Origin of the sequence: Austwickia chelonae (assembly GCF_003391095.1) — a bacterium.
Classification (GTDB): domain Bacteria; phylum Actinomycetota; class Actinomycetes; order Actinomycetales; family Dermatophilaceae; genus Austwickia; species Austwickia chelonae_A.
On sequence record NZ_CP031447.1, the window covers coordinates 645,930 to 660,260 of the forward strand.

General features: G+C 65.9%; 13 protein-coding genes and 1 pseudogene. 12 read left to right on the forward strand and 2 right to left on the reverse strand.

The window, feature by feature from the left end; genetic code table 11:
• The first annotated feature begins 78 nt into the window (after positions 1-78).
• Positions 79-375, forward strand: a complete 297-nt coding sequence (gene groES / locus DX923_RS02885; protein ID WP_006501629.1) for a co-chaperone GroES — start codon at positions 79-81, stop codon at positions 373-375.
• 130 nt (positions 376-505) lie between these two features.
• Positions 506-2,122 carry a chaperonin GroEL gene (gene groL / locus DX923_RS02890; RefSeq protein ID WP_116112558.1) on the forward strand — a complete coding sequence of 539 codons (1,617 nt, stop codon included), beginning with the start codon at positions 506-508 and terminating at the stop codon, positions 2,120-2,122.
• Between the two features lie 92 nt (positions 2,123-2,214).
• Here the strand turns inward: groL and DX923_RS02895 are convergent, their stop codons facing one another.
• A complete protein-coding gene (locus DX923_RS02895) occupies positions 2,215-2,511 on the reverse strand; it encodes a WhiB family transcriptional regulator (RefSeq protein WP_116112559.1) in 297 nt (98 codons plus the stop codon).
• A 364-nt stretch (positions 2,512-2,875) separates the two neighbouring features.
• On the opposite strand from DX923_RS02895, the gene DX923_RS02900 reads away from it, so the two are divergent.
• From DX923_RS02900 to DX923_RS17095, 9 genes and pseudogenes are all read left to right on the forward strand, one after another.
• A complete protein-coding gene (locus tag DX923_RS02900; protein ID WP_162872737.1) occupies positions 2,876-3,457 on the forward strand; it encodes a sigma factor-like helix-turn-helix DNA-binding protein in 582 nt (193 codons plus the stop codon).
• Positions 3,457-4,944, forward strand: coding sequence for a hypothetical protein (locus DX923_RS16075; protein ID WP_162872738.1), 1,488 nt, complete (start codon positions 3,457-3,459; stop codon positions 4,942-4,944). The genes DX923_RS02900 and DX923_RS16075 overlap by 1 nt, the downstream gene beginning before the upstream one ends.
• 117 nt (positions 4,945-5,061) lie before the next feature.
• On the forward strand, positions 5,062-6,579 hold the full coding sequence (guaB, locus tag DX923_RS02910; protein ID WP_116112563.1) for an IMP dehydrogenase: 1,518 nt from the start codon (positions 5,062-5,064) through the stop codon (positions 6,577-6,579).
• Between the two features lie 61 nt (positions 6,580-6,640).
• The gene (locus tag DX923_RS02915; protein ID WP_116112564.1) at positions 6,641-7,762 is read left to right on the forward strand and encodes a GuaB3 family IMP dehydrogenase-related protein; all 1,122 of its coding nucleotides are present in this window, start codon (positions 6,641-6,643) and stop codon (positions 7,760-7,762) included.
• A 97-nt stretch (positions 7,763-7,859) separates the two neighbouring features.
• Entirely contained in the window at positions 7,860-9,482 is a 1,623-nt protein-coding gene (locus DX923_RS02920; protein WP_116112566.1) for a succinic semialdehyde dehydrogenase, read from the forward strand.
• A gap of 62 nt (positions 9,483-9,544) precedes the next feature.
• Positions 9,545-10,102 (forward strand): NYN domain-containing protein, encoded by a 558-nt coding sequence (locus DX923_RS02925; protein ID WP_116116119.1) that lies wholly within the window; start codon positions 9,545-9,547, stop codon positions 10,100-10,102.
• A 95-nt stretch (positions 10,103-10,197) separates the two neighbouring features.
• Complete coding sequence (locus tag DX923_RS02930; RefSeq protein ID WP_116112567.1) at positions 10,198-11,004, forward strand: SURF1 family protein; 807 nt, start codon at positions 10,198-10,200, stop codon at positions 11,002-11,004.
• Positions 11,001-11,360: a DUF3817 domain-containing protein gene (locus tag DX923_RS02935; RefSeq protein ID WP_116112569.1), complete on the forward strand. Its 360-nt coding sequence runs from the start codon at positions 11,001-11,003 to the stop codon at positions 11,358-11,360. The genes DX923_RS02930 and DX923_RS02935 overlap by 4 nt, the downstream gene beginning before the upstream one ends.
• Positions 11,361-11,862: 502 nt before the next feature.
• Positions 11,863-12,063: pseudogene (locus DX923_RS17095) on the forward strand (serine O-acetyltransferase); the annotation flags it as partial.
• A gap of 155 nt (positions 12,064-12,218) precedes the next feature.
• Here DX923_RS17095 and DX923_RS02945 read toward each other — a convergent pair.
• On the reverse strand, positions 12,219-12,638 hold the full coding sequence (locus DX923_RS02945; protein ID WP_116112572.1) for a MerR family transcriptional regulator: 420 nt from the start codon (positions 12,636-12,638) through the stop codon (positions 12,219-12,221).
• A 111-nt stretch (positions 12,639-12,749) separates the two neighbouring features.
• On the opposite strand from DX923_RS02945, the gene guaA reads away from it, so the two are divergent.
• Positions 12,750-14,327: a glutamine-hydrolyzing GMP synthase gene (gene guaA / locus DX923_RS02950; RefSeq protein WP_116112573.1), complete on the forward strand. Its 1,578-nt coding sequence runs from the start codon at positions 12,750-12,752 to the stop codon at positions 14,325-14,327.
• Positions 14,328-14,331 lie beyond the last annotated feature (4 nt).

A 14,331-nucleotide genomic window follows, 5' to 3' on the forward strand; every position in this document is an offset into this window, starting at 1 on the left:
CGTCAGGTGTGCGCAGGGAGCAGCCCATCAGTCCACCCGTGCCCCAGGCGGGCACGGCCGAAGCGAAAGGTTCCTACCGTGTCGGTTTCCATCAAGCCGCTCGAGGACCGCATCGTCGTCAAGTCCAGCGAGGCCGAGCAGACCACCGCATCCGGACTGGTCATCCCGGACACTGCCAAGGAGAAGCCCCAGGAGGGCGAGGTCCTCGCCGTGGGCCCCGGGCGTGTCGACGACAACGGCAACCGCATCCCGCTCGACGTCAAGGTCGGCGACAAGGTCATCTACAGCAAGTACGGCGGCACCGAGGTCAAGTTCTCGGGCGAGGAGTTCCTCATCCTCTCCGCTCGCGACGTTCTCGCGATCGTCGAGCGCTGAACCGCTCGTAGGCAAGACCTCTGACGGCGCCCCGGCCCACCTTCCACCAGGTGCGCGCCGGGGCGTGCGTCGTTCGTGAGATCCCCTGGTCGGTGAATCCGGCCTCCAGACTGCAGAGAGAAGGATTGACATGGCCAAGGAGCTGGAGTTCAACGATTCCGCCCGTAAGGCGCTGGAGCGGGGAGTCGACGCCCTCGCCAACACCGTCAAGGTGACCCTCGGTCCGAAGGGTCGCAACGTGGTTATCGACAAGTCGTGGGGTGCACCCACGATCACGAACGACGGTGTGACGATCGCGCGTGAGGTCGAGCTCGAGGACTCCTACGAGAACTTGGGTGCGCAGCTCGCCAAGGAGGTCGCCACCAAGACGAATGACATCGCCGGTGACGGAACCACCACTGCGACCGTGCTGGCCCAGGCCATGGTCAAGGAAGGCCTGCGCAATGTCGCCGCAGGTGCCGCCCCCTCGGGGCTGAAGAAGGGGATGGATGCTGCGGTGGCCGCAGTGTCCGACAAGCTGCTGGCCAACGCGCGTGAGGTCGAGGGCAAGACCGAGATCGCCCAGGTCGCTGCGCTCTCTGCGCAGGACGCCACCATCGGTGAGCTGATCGCCGAGGCCTTCGACAAGGTCGGCAAGGACGGGGTCATCACGGTCGAGGAGTCCCAGACCGCTTCGACCGAGCTCGAGTTCACCGAGGGTATGCAGTTCGACAAGGGCTACCTCTCGCCGTACTTCGTGACCGACTCCGAGCGGATGGAAGGCGTCCTGGAGGACTGCTACATCCTGATCAACTCGGGCAAGATCTCCAGCGTCCAGGACCTCCTGCCGCTGCTGGAGAAGATTGCCGGGGCGAAGAAGCCGCTGCTGGTCATCGCGGAGGACGTCGAGGGTGAGGCCCTGTCCACCCTGGTGCTCAACCGGATGCGTGAGGTCCTGAAGGTCATCGCCGTCAAGGCGCCCGGCTTCGGCGACCGCCGTAAGGCGATGCTGCAGGACATGGCGATCCTCACCGGCGCCACCGTGATCTCCGAGGAGGTCGGCCTGAAGCTGGACGCCGCAGGCCTCGACATGCTGGGTGTCGCCCGCCGCGTCGTCGTCTCCAAGGACAACACCACCATCGTCGAGGGAGGCGGCCAGCAGGACGAGGTCGACGCCCGCGTCGCCCAGATCAAGCAGGAGATCGAGCGTAGCGACTCCGACTGGGACCGTGAGAAGCTCCAGGAACGTCTCGCCAAGCTCGCCGGTGGCGTCTGCGTCATCAAGGTCGGTGCGCACACCGAGGTCGAGCTCAAGGAGAAGAAGCACCGCATCGAGGACGCCATCTCGGCGACTCGGGCAGCCATCGAAGAAGGCATCGTCGCTGGTGGAGGAACGGCACTGGTGCACGCCTCCGAGGCCATCGACGGGCTGGAGCTCTCCGGCGACGAGGCCACCGGAGCGGCGATCATCAAGAAGGCTGCCGCCGAGCCGCTGCGCTGGATCGCCGAGAACGCGGGCATGGAGGGTTATGTCGCCGTTGCCAAGGTGCGCGAGCTGCCGACCGGCCAGGGCCTGAACGCAGCCACCGGCGTCTACGGCGACCTGATGGCGGCCGGAGTCATCGACCCGGTCAAGGTCACGCGTTCCGCGCTGCGCAATGCTGCGTCGATCGCGTCCATGGTCTTGACCACCGACACCCTGGTCGTGGAGAAGAAGGTCGAAGAGCCTGCTGCGGCAGCAGGCCACGGTCATGGCCACGGCCACTGACCTGAGGTGACGACCGACGGATGGCCCGCCCCCGGAGTCGGGGGCGGGCCATCCGTTGCTCTGACTGCGGGTTAGGCTGGAACAGTCGAGGGTCAGCTCGCTGCGGGAACCTGTCTCTCGGTGAGGTGGATGGACTCTCGCTCGTCCTCGGTGAGGGCTCCCCAGACTCCGTAGGGTTCTCGGACCTTCAGGGCATGGGCGCGGCACTCGATCAGGACCGCACACCGCCGGCAGACGTTCTTGGCCGCTTCGTCGCGGCGTCTGCGGGCGGAGCCACGTTCACCTTCTGGATGGAAGAAGACATCGGGGTCCGATGTCCGGCACCTGCCGGCGAACTGCCATTCCCACTGGTCGGCTAGGGGTCCGGGCAGCCTCGATATCTCGGCCACGATGTCTCCTTATGGGTGAGGGTCCACCAGGTTGCCGCGTTCTGGTCGGCGTCTGGCAAGGTGAATGAGAGAATCTCTCTTCATCGGTAGTCGGACGCACGCCCGACCGGGCGTCATGTCACGGGATACCCGCTGAGGGGTGGGCCAAAACCTCTGGTAGGAAGAAAGACCTGCCCATGAGCCAACAGTCAGGAGAACAGCCTGTGATCGGGGTGCTGTGGGCGTCAGCCATCCGTGAAGAACCCGACCGGCGAAACGCTTGCATCGGTAGCCGTGCCAGCGGACAGGAGAGGGAGTTCGACGGATGACAGGGGGCCACTCCAGGGGAGGGAGTGACTATCACCGGCGGGGACCGTCCGGCTGGATGGAAACAGGCCATGGTGAGATGTCGGAGTCGGGGAGACCTTCGGAGTGGTCGGTGCTGACCGATCTGGCGGTGGGTGCACGCGCCGGCGAGAACGAGGCACGTGAGCGCTTGGCCGCCTGTGTCCACGACCGTGCCTACCGATACAGCAGGGCAAAGCTTCCGCAGTTCCCTCAGGTGGCTCTGGCCGCTGAAAGGGTGGCTCAGGCGGTATGTGTGGCCGCGCTGGTCGAGCTTCTGTCGTACGACGAATTCGTGCAGCCTTTCGACGAGGTGGTCCACACGATTTGTGCGCGGGCAGTGGGCGAGGCCTGCCAGGCGGTGATGGACGAATCGGAGCGGGGCGAAGAACTTCCCGAACTGTTGGGGGACAGCTCGGACGAGACCTGGGAAGCCTGGCATCTGTTGGACCAGCTTCCCGAACAGCAGCGGGAACTCCTGATTCTTCGGATAGCAGTGGGGCTTTCTGCCGAGGAAACCGGTGATTCGCTGGGTATACCGGTGGGTTCCGTGCGGGCGGCGCAACATCGTGCGCTCGTCCGTTTGCAGCGTCTGATGCATGAGGCCAGGGGTGAAGAGTGATGGCGGGCAATTTCTACGACGCAGACGATCAGCTCCTTGATGCGCTGGCACGGGGCGAGATGATCGTCGACGATCCGACGGCCATGCTCCTGCAGGCATGGGCCGAGCCGGTGTTGGTCGATGCTGCGGGGTCGTGGCGTTCTTTCAGCTTGGACGCCGTGGAGGAACGTGCTGCGGATGTGCTGGAGGAGGTCGCCGGTGCAGGCTGGGCCGGCCCGAGGGCTGGGGTCTCCGGGATCCTCGCCGCGGCCGGGCTGTCCGCCTCCACGGTCCTCTTACGCGATGCCCCGGAGCACTTCGTCGACATGGCTCGCTTCGAGGCGGGAGCCGGGGCGCGACAGTCTTTCAACATTTCACGTCCCGCGCGCCCGGTAGGGCCTGTCGGTGGTGCTGCGGCAGAGCCTGATGCGGCTGGTCCGGCCACGGAGGACGTCCCGGTGCCGAGGGAGTCCGGTACACCCCAGGAGAACGGCCGGCCAGCTGCTCAAGATCCGCACACCGAACCGGTGGAGCCGGTTGAGATCGGGAAACCACCGTCCGGTGGAGCTTCGGGCGGAGAATCTTCCGGGGGACCAGGTCGCCGCGTAGTTCCTGCTCCGCCCACTGCCCCGATCGAGATGTCACCTGCCAACCAGGTCAAAGCCCCTGCAGCAGTGCCGGATGAGGACGAAGCAGGTTACACCAGGGTGCAATCCGTAGCAGGGCGGACCATGGCTGCCCCGTTGACGGCTCCTCCGGTGACGGCTCGGGTCGAAGCCGTCGACCGCACCCGCGGCTTCGATGTCGAGGGGCCTCGGGAGCGAGCCGGCACCCGACAGTTTGCTTCAGCCGCGGCAACTACAGCTTTTGACCGGGCCGAGTCCGGTGAGATGCCTGGCCCTTCTCCGGCGAAGACCCAGATCGCGGCGGCCGGTCCGCCCAAGGGCGCTTTGGCGACGATCGACGACCGGGACGAGGAGATCTCGTCCACGGGGGATCGTGCTGCCAAAGGCGCCGTGGGTACCGCCGCGGTCGGTGGCGGCGTGGCTTTGTGCATCCTGGGCTCGGTGGCCTTGGCGATCGCCGGGGTCGATGTTCCGCTGCTGTCGCCGATCGTGCGTCCGGTGAAGATCCAGAACCAGAACAACACGCCGTCGTCGCCGGTGACGACGAAGAGTACGGCCGGTGCAACATCCTCGCCGTCGTCATCGAGTGTGGGCAGTCGTACCTCGCCCGCGTCGGTGCCTACCCAGCGGCCGAGTGAACCAGGCCGCCCCACGACGGCTTCGCCGAAGGCACCGGTACCTTCGCGGGTGCAACCACCGGCACCGCAGTTGCCACCTCAGCAGCCTGCCGCGCCCCCGTCGGTCCGGGAGCAGCCTCCGCACATCGCACCTCCGCCGGCTGTCCCGGCGCCGAAGCCTCCAGCTCCGAAACCCCCGGTTCCGAAACCCCCGGTTGCGCCTCAGCCGCCGGCAGCTCCACCTGCGCCGGCAGAGGCACCGTGATCCTCTCCGTCCGGGGAACGACCTGACAGGTCGTTCCCCGGACGGGCGGTCTCTCAAGCGGTGGAAGCCGACTCACCACCGCGCAGCGGGACGACCGGTCAGTCTTAGACTGAGGTGATGAGCGACGCGACCGGACCCGACCGGGATCCCTTTGCCACGATCGGCCTGACCTATGACGACGTGCTTCTGCTGCCCGGAGACACGGACGTCATCCCCAGCGAGGCCGACACCGCCACCCGGATCAGCCGCAATATCGTGGTGAAGATTCCGCTGGTCTCCGCGGCGATGGACACGGTCACCGAGTCCCGGATGGCCATCGCGATGGCCCGGCAGGGCGGAATCGGCATTCTGCACCGCAACCTGTCGATCCAGGACCAGGCTCATCAGGTCGACGTGGTCAAACGTTCCGAGTTCGGAATGATCACCGACCCGGTGACCACCAGCCCCGATGCCACGCTCGCTGAGGTGGATGCCACCTGCGGTCAGTTCCGGATCTCCGGTCTGCCCGTCGTCGACGACACCGGTCTGCTCGTCGGCATCATCACCAACCGTGACCTGCGCTTCGAGAGCGACTTCTCCCGCCGGGTCCGTGATGTCATGACGAAGGCGCCCCTGGTCACCGGCCCGGTCGGGATCGACAAGGAGTCAGCCCTGGCTCTGCTGGCGAAGAACAAGATCGAGAAGCTCCCGCTGGTCGACGAAGTCGGTCGACTCTGCGGCCTGTTCACCGTGAAGGACTTCACGAAGTCCGAGCAGTACCCCCTGTCCACGAAGGACGACGCCGGGCGACTCCGCGTGGGCGCGGCCGTCGGATTCTGGGGAGACTCCTGGGAACGGTCGATGGCCCTGGTGGACGCCGGGGTCGACCTGCTGGTCGTCGACACCGCCAACGGCCATGCCCGCGGAGTCACCGACATGATCCGCCGGTTGAAGTCCGATCCGGTGACAAAGGGCGTTGACGTGATCGGGGGGAATGTGGCCACCCGGGCCGGGGCACAGGCCCTGGTCGATGCAGGTGCGGACGGGGTGAAGGTCGGTGTCGGCCCAGGCTCGATCTGCACGACCAGAGTCGTGGCCGGGGTCGGAGTACCACAGGTCACCGCTATTCACCAGGCGAGCCTGGCCTGTCGTCCGGCCGGGGTCCCCTTGATCGGAGACGGCGGCCTGCAGTACTCGGGAGATATCGCCAAAGCCCTGGTGGCCGGCGCCGATACGGTGATGCTGGGTTCGCTGCTGGCCGGATGCGAGGAGAGCCCCGGCGAGTTGGTCTTCATCAACGGCAAACAGTTCAAGCAGTACCGGGGGATGGGCTCGCTCGGAGCGATGCAGTCCCGGGGCCGGGCCAAGTCCTACTCGAAGGATCGCTACTTCCAGGGCGATGTCACTGACGACGACAAAGTCGTGCCCGAAGGGGTGGAGGGCCAGGTAGCCTACCGCGGACCGCTCGCAGCAGTCGTCTACCAGCTGGTCGGCGGATTGCGTCAATCGATGTTCTACGTGGGCGGGCGGTCGATCGATGAGCTGCAGACGAAGGGGCGCTTCGTTCGCATCACGGCGGCAGGCCTGAAGGAGTCGCATCCTCATGACATCCAGATGACTACCGCGGCACCCAATTACACCGGTAACTCCCGTTGATCGTGTGGCTGCGGCCGGGTGCCCGCAGACCCGAGAGGCGAACCGTGGGTAGATTGGTGCGGTGACCGACATCGAGATCGGCCGCGGAAAGCGCGGCCGCAGGGCGTACAGCTTCGACGACATCGCGATCGTGCCTTCACGACGCACCCGAACCCCGGAGGATGTGTCGATCTCCTGGCAGATCGACGCCTACCAGTTCGGCCTGCCCTTCGTGGCTGCTCCGATGGACTCGGTGATGTCCCCGCAGACGGCGGTCGCCTTCGGCGAGGCCGGTGGCTTGGGTGTCCTCGACTTGGAAGGCCTGTGGACCCGGTACGAGGACCCGAGCGCGCTGCTGGCGGAGATCGCCGAACTGTCTCCAGTCGAGGCCACCTCCCGGATGCAGGAGATCTACGCCGAGCCGATCAAGCCCGAGCTGATCACCGAACGTCTACGGCACCTGAGGGATGCCGGCGTGGTGGTGGCCGGAGCACTGTCGCCGCAGCGTACGAAGGAACACTGGAAGACGGTCGTCGATGCAGGCGTCGACATCTTCGTCATCCGAGGGACGACGGTGTCGGCCGAGCACGTCAGCTCCCAGGACGAGCCGTTGAACCTGAAGCGTTTCATCTACGAGCTGGACGTGCCGGTCGTCGTCGGTGGGGCGGCTTCCTACACCGCAGCCCTGCACTTGATGCGCACCGGTGCGGCCGGTGTGCTGGTGGGATTCGGCGGCGGAGCGGCGCACACGACTCGCCAGACCTTGGGTATCCACGCCCCGATGGCCAGCGCGGTGGCCGATGTCGCCGCTGCTCGACGCGACTACCTCGACGAATCGGGCGGTCGCTATGTCCACGTCATCGCCGACGGTGGAATCAGCAGGAGCGGCGACGTGGTGAAGGCCATAGCGTGCGGAGCGGACGCGGTGATGATCGGTGCGGCCCTCGCCCGCGCTGAAGAAGCACCTGGCCGTGGCCACCACTGGGGTTCAGAAGCACACCACCCGGACCTGCCCCGTGGAGAGCGGGTGCACGTAGGCACCTGCGCGCCTCTGCACGAGATCATGGTCGGCCCCGGCCGCACCGCCGACGGCACGACGAACTTCGCCGGAGCGCTTCGTCGCTCGATGGCCACCACCGGGTACAGCGACGTGAAGGAATTCCAACGCGTCGAGGTCATCGTGGCTCCGTACACCGCAGGCTGAACAGACAGCTCCGCGCACTGACCAGAACGAGGGCGGGCCGTGGTCTCAGGACCACGGCCCGCCCTCGTCAAGCCCTCGAACGACGTACGGTGGGAGCATGACTGCGACGACCGGTGTGGACGCTGCCTTTTCCGGCTCAGACGAACGACCTGAGACGACGGAAGGCCAAGGGCATCACGCGTTGGACCCGGCCTGGGTGCAGCGGTTGACCGCGCTCGCGGTGACCTCCCCCCGGGCGGAGAAGATCACTGCGGTGACCCCGATGACAGGCAAGGCGCTGGCCCAGATTCCGCTGTCGACTCCGGAAGATGTGCGCGTCGCGGTGGACGGGGCACGTGCCGTCCAACCTGGTTGGGCGGCGACACCGCTGTCCGAGCGCGCTCAGATCCTGCTGGACTTCCACGACCTGGTGCTCGCTCACCAGGTCGAACTCCTGGACGTGATCCAGCTGGAGAGCGGAAAGGCCCGGCTGCACGCCTTCGAGGAGATCGTCGACGCCTGTCAGGTTGCGCGGTACTACGCCCGGACCGCGCCGCGGCATATCGGCCCGCAGCGCCATACCGGATTGATCCCGGGGCTGACCCAGGTCACCGAACTACGACGTCCCAAGGGTGTGGTGGGCATCGTGGCCCCGTGGAACTATCCGCTGTCGATGGGGATCACCGACGTCCTGCCGGCCTTGATGGCCGGGAACACCGTCGTCGTCCGACCTGACTTGCAGACCTCGCTGACCTTGCTCTTCTGCGCGGAACTGCTGCGGAGGGCCGGCCTGCCGCCACGGGTCCTTCAGGTCGTCCTGGGACGGGGCGGCGTGGTCGGCAATGCGTTGTTCGAACGGTGTGACTACATCGGTTTCACCGGGTCGACCCGCACCGGTCGGCAGGTCGCTGAACAGGCCGGACGGCGCCTGGTGTCCTGCTCGCTGGAACTCGGTGGGAAGAATCCGATGTACGTGGCGGCCGATGCCGACCTGGGTCGTGCCGTCGAAGGAGCAGTGCGTGCCTGCTTCGCTTCGGGCGGGCAACTGTGTGTGAGCATCGAACGGTTGATCCTGCACGAGGCGATCGCAGATGATTTCCTGTCCCGTTTCGTCCCTGCTGTTCGTGCGATGAGGCTGGGCTCGCAGCTCACCTACGACGCGGACATGGGCAGCTTGGTTTCCGCTGAGCAGCTCGAGGTCGTCCGGCGGCATGTGACAGATGCACGTGAGCGGGGTGCCGTGGTCCTGACCGGGGGGCAGGAGCGTCCGGACCTGGGCCCGTGGTTCTACGAGCCGACGGTGTTGACCGGGGTCACCGAGGAGATGGAGGTCTGCCGGGAGGAGACCTTCGGACCGGTAGTCTCGGTCTATCGTGTCGCCGACGACAACGAGGCGGTCGCCCTGGCCAATGACACCTGCTACGGGTTGAACGCGTCGGTGTGGACCCGGGATATCGCCCGGGGTCGTGCATTGGCCGCTCGGATCGAGGCCGGTACGGTCAATGTCAACGAGGGGTACGGGGCTGCTTATGGGTCGACTGCAGCACCGATGGGTGGTTTCAAGTCTTCAGGGGTGGGACGTCGTCATGGCGGTGAAGGCATCTTGAAGTACACGGAGGCGCAGACCATCGCTGTCCAACGTGTGCAAGGTCTCGGTGTTCCGCCGCAGCTGTCGGTGGGTCGATTTACCGAGGCGATGACGGTCTTCTTGAAAATGATGAAGATGCTGGGTAGGCCATGACCCGGTCATCCGTGGATGAGGAGGGCGGCGCGTCGGTGTCCGCCCCTGGAGGGAGCATGACCATGCCTGCATCTAACGATGTGACTTATTTGTTGATCGATGGGGAGAACATCGACGCGACATTGGGCGGGGGCATCCTCGGCCGTCGCCCGCGCCCTGAGGACCGGCCCCGTTGGGATCGAGTCAAACGGTTCGCCGAGGAACACTGGGGCCAGCCTTCGGTGCCGCTGTTCTTCCTCGCGGTCAATGGTGAGATCCCGATGCCTTTCGTGCAGGCGCTGATCGCTGTCGGTTACAAACCGGTCCCCTTGTCCGGGCAACCGGACCAGAAGGTCGTCGACATCGCGATCCAGCGCACTCTGGAGGTCCTCCGCGACCGTCCTGCTGACGTGATGTTGGTCAGCCATGACGGGGATTTCCTCTCCCACGTCCACGACTTGAACGACGGGCGACGGTTGGCGGTCCTGGGCTTCGCCGAATTCCGCAATGCAGGCTTCTCCGCCTTGGGCCCGCAGGTGGAACTGATCGACCTGGAGTACGACGTGAATGCGTTCACCGAACGACTTCCTCGGCTACGCGTCATCCCGATCGACGAGTTCGACCCGGAGGACTTCCTCTGACGGGTTGCTCCTGAGCTCGTGCCTTCGGCCTGTTCTCAGGGAGAGGCGCGCGTCTTCAGGCCTGTTCACGCGGTGCGGTGGTCTAACCTGGCCACGTGCTGCGGACCGCTCTGACGCCGAAATGGCTGGCCCTGCTCGGCCTCGTGATCGCGGTCGTCGTCGGGTTCGCGGCTTTGGGGATATGGCAGTGGGATGCCGCTCACGAGCGCGGGGTGGCGGAGGCCACCAAGGAGGCGGCAGCGAAACCGGAGGCTCCTCTGGTGCAGGTAATGCCGGCGGATGGCACTTTCCCCGTGGGCGCACTGGACCGGAAGGTCTCCGTCGCCGGCACCTACGACCTGTCCGGGCAAGTGCTCGTGTCGGGGCGTCGGCACGGGGAGACGGAAGGTTTCTGGGTGGTCACTCCTTTGCTGGTCGAGGGAGCGCAGGGTCGTACGGGCGGTCCGGTGCGGATCCCGGTGCTTCGCGGTTTTGTCGCCGAAGGCGCCCCGGTGCCGCGGCCACCTGATGACCGGGTTTCCCTGCAAGGAGTGCTCGCCCAGGGGGAACCGCCGCCGAACCAGTTCCGGCCGCTTCCGGAGGGACAACTGGCGACCTTGAACGTGCCTACCCTGCTGAACCGGTGGGGTGGAGAGGTCTACAACGCCTTCGTCTTCACCGTGTCCCAGACACCGCCGACCACCGGGGACACGTTGACCCCGGTGCCCCCGCCTGCTCCTGGCAGCACCCGGTTGAACTGGCGCAACCTGGGTTATGCCCTGCAATGGTTCTTCTTCGCTGTCTTCGCCCTGTACATGTGGTGGCGGATGGTCCGGGAGGAGAGCCGCGTGCAATCTGCTCTCGAAGAGCGGCAGGAGATGCACGCCGATCAGTCCACGGATAAAGGAGAACCAGCGAGATGACCACACCTGCTTCGCGGATCATTGCGAGCAATGAGGAGATCCGTCGCGCGCTCACCTTCTTCAAGGTGATGGCTTTCGTGGTGGGGGTCGGGTTGCTGGTCTTGGTGCTGGAGATGGTCCTCAAGTATGCGGTGGGTCTGCAAGGGCGGGACAACCCGTTGTGGTGGTGGCCGCAACCGCACGGTTTTCTCTACATGGTGTACGCGGTGGCGACATTTTCGCTGAGCCTGAAGGTCCGTTGGCCGCTGGGCAAACTGATCTGGGTTCTCCTGGCCGGATGTCTTCCGTTCCTGTCCTTCGTGACCGAGGCCAAGGTCGTCCGTGAGGTCCGGGCGTTGATGGCGGAACGAGAGTAAGCAAGAGGCTTGCGGATGTAGGAGATCGGCCTCAACTCTACCCTTACGTAAGGGTAGAGTTGAGGCCGACCAAGCGCCGTTGCGCGCAATTCGCGCGTCGCACCGTGAAGGACGTCTCGTGAACAAACCGAACACCTCGCTCCGGTCCCTCCCTCGCGTGTCCGAGGACGTGCGATCCCCAAGATCGGCGACGAACAACCCCTCTCGGCATCCATGGGCGGACAAACTGGGCAAGCGGTACCCGATCGTGAACGTCCTGCGCGAGGACAGACATCGCAATGGTGGGGTGCGCACCCCAGGTTTTCAGACGATCGCTTGTCACCGACTGGCGAACTGGGCGGAGAGTGACGAAGCGCCCAGGGCCTTGCGGGCTCCGGTGGGGCGGGTCGCCCGGGCCGGGCTCCTGGTCGCCCGCGGGGTTTACGGTATCGAGCTACCGGCCAGCGTCGTCCTGGGGCGAAGGGTCAAAGTCGCGCATCAGAGTGGAATCATCGTCCACCCTGACGTGGTCATCGGAGATGACGTGCTGATCAGGCAGAATGTGACGATCGGCCTGAAGGAGGACATCTTGGGCGATGCTTCGGAACATGTCCCGCACATCCGCTCCGGCGCCTCTCTGGGGGCAGGGGCCGTGGTCGTCGGACCGGTGGTCGTCGGCGAGGGCGCTGTGATCGGGGCGAACACGGTGGTCACCCGCGATGTGCCCGACGGTGGGACGGTCTTACCTGCGCGTTCGATCATCCGAGACCACTCGGGGGCCGAAATACGTTCTGGCATCGTGCGCTCCACGCCGCAGGACATGTTTCCTTCCGCGGAGTGAACCAACCGCTTGCTCAGGCGAGCAATGCCATCCCTGGGTCAGGGCCGGTAGGCCGACTCCCTGGTCGCGGCATGTAACCGGTTGCGTAACAGCCTGGAAGGGCCAAGGATCCGCTCGATCTCTTCGATGGCCTCCGCGACGGTGGCCTCACCGTTCTGCACCAGCTCAGCGTCTCGATCAGTACCTTGACCTGTTTCGATGGCCCGGCAGGCATCGACGATCGGCCGAATCTGTTCCAAGGACAGGCCTACCAATTTCAGACTCATCACGAGGCGGAGCCGCTCGACGCCTTCGGCATCGTAGATGCGGAAACCTCCGGCCGTCCGCCCCGCAGGGGTGACCAGACCGAGGTCCTCGTAATGGCGGATGGAACGCAAACTCAACCCGGTGAGTTCGGCGACGTCCCCGATCTGCAGAGGCCGCATCGGGATGGGCCCGGTGCCAGGAACGGTGAGCATGTGGTGACTCCGAGGTACGTTCAGATAATCGCATCATCCTAGCGAAGCGTCCTGCGGCCCTGGACGGTCGAGGGTCGGTGTCTTCCCTCGTCGGCCGCTAGGCTGGTTCCTGTGAGTAAGGATCCCCATGCGCATCCCGTCCTAGTGGTCGACTTCGGTGCACAATACGCACAACTCATCGCCCGTCGGGTGCGTGAGGCCGGAGTCTACTCGGAGGTCGTCCCCCATACAGCCTCCGCTGCCGACATCCTGGGACGGCAACCTTCCGCCATCGTCCTGTCCGGCGGACCATCCAGCGTCTATGCGGACAGCGCACCCTCGCTGGACCCGGAACTCCTGCGAGCGGGGGTGCCGGTCTTCGGGATGTGCTACGGATTCCAGGCCATGGCCCAAGCTCTCGGCGGTGAGGTGGCCCGCACAGGTCTGTCCGAGTACGGGGCGACCCCGGTGACCGTCAGCGACACCGATTCCACCCTCTTCACCGGCCAGCCGAACGCCCAGTCGGTGTGGATGAGCCACGGTGACTCGGTCACCCGCGCACCCGAGGGCATGTCAGTCACCGCCTCGACCCCCGGCGCACCGGTCGCCGCCTTCGAGGACGACGAGAAACGTCTCTACGGCGTGCAATGGCACCCGGAGGTCCTGCACTCCACCTTCGGTCAGCGTCAGCTGGAGAACTTCCTGCGCCGCGGCGCCGGCCTGACAGCGGAGTGGAACCCCGAATCGATCGTCGAGGACCAGGTTGAGCGGATCCGCGCCCAGGTCGGCGAGGACCGGGTGCTCTGCGCACTGTCCGGCGGGGTGGATTCCTCGGTCGCCGCAGCGCTCGTCCAGAAGGCCGTGGGCTCGCAACTGACCTGCGTCTTCGTCGACCACGGCCTGCTGCGCCAGGGCGAGGCCGAGCAGGTCCAGCAGGACTTCGTGGAGGCCACCGGCATCGACCTGGTCACCGTCGACGCCTCCCAGGCCTTCCTCGGTGCGCTCGCCGGGGTCAGCGACCCCGAGGAGAAACGCAAGATCATCGGCCGTGAGTTCATCCGCACCTTCGAGCGGGCTGCTCGGGAGATCGTGCAGGACCGGGGTGACGAGGAGCACCCGGTGAAATTCCTTGTCCAGGGCACGTTGTACCCCGACGTGGTCGAGTCCGGCGGCGGCAGCGGCACGGCGAACATCAAGAGCCATCACAATGTGGGTGGTCTGCCCGACGACCTGCAGTTCACGCTGGTGGAGCCGCTGCGGGACCTCTTCAAGGACGAGGTCCGCCAGGTGGGGCTCGAACTGGGCGTCCCTGAGGCGATCGTGTGGCGTCAGCCCTTCCCCGGCCCCGGTCTGGGGATCCGGATCGTCGGTGAGGTCACTCACGAGCGTTTGGAGGTGCTGCGCGCCGCTGACGCGATCGTCCGCGAGGAGCTCACCCGCGCCGGCCTGGACCGGGAGATCTGGCAGTGCCCGGTGGTCCTGTTGGCCGAGGTGCGTTCCGTGGGTGTCCAGGGCGACGGGCGGACGTACGGACATCCGGTGGTCTTGCGGCCGGTCAGCAGCGAGGACGCGATGACCGCGGACTGGACCAGGGTGCCTTACCCGGTGCTCGCGGCCATCTCCACCCGGGTCACCAATGAGGTTCCCGAGGTGAACCGGGTCGTGCTCGATGTCACCAGCAAACCTCCGGGCACCATCGAGTGGGAATGATGCC

Coding starts and splice junctions, on each gene's coding strand:
- DX923_RS16075 (WP_162872738.1), top strand. CDS start 3,457: ATGGCGGGCAATTTCTACGACGCAGACGATCAGCTCCTTGATGCGCTG.
- groL (WP_116112558.1), top strand. CDS start 506: ATGGCCAAGGAGCTGGAGTTCAACGATTCCGCCCGTAAGGCGCTGGAG.
- DX923_RS02945 (WP_116112572.1), bottom strand. CDS start 12,638: ATGCTCACCGTTCCTGGCACCGGGCCCATCCCGATGCGGCCTCTGCAG.
- DX923_RS02925 (WP_116116119.1), top strand. CDS start 9,545: ATGCCTGCATCTAACGATGTGACTTATTTGTTGATCGATGGGGAGAAC.
- DX923_RS02900 (WP_162872737.1), top strand. CDS start 2,876: ATGGAAACAGGCCATGGTGAGATGTCGGAGTCGGGGAGACCTTCGGAG.
- DX923_RS02920 (WP_116112566.1), top strand. CDS start 7,860: ATGACTGCGACGACCGGTGTGGACGCTGCCTTTTCCGGCTCAGACGAA.
- DX923_RS02935 (WP_116112569.1), top strand. CDS start 11,001: ATGACCACACCTGCTTCGCGGATCATTGCGAGCAATGAGGAGATCCGT.
- guaB (WP_116112563.1), top strand. CDS start 5,062: ATGAGCGACGCGACCGGACCCGACCGGGATCCCTTTGCCACGATCGGC.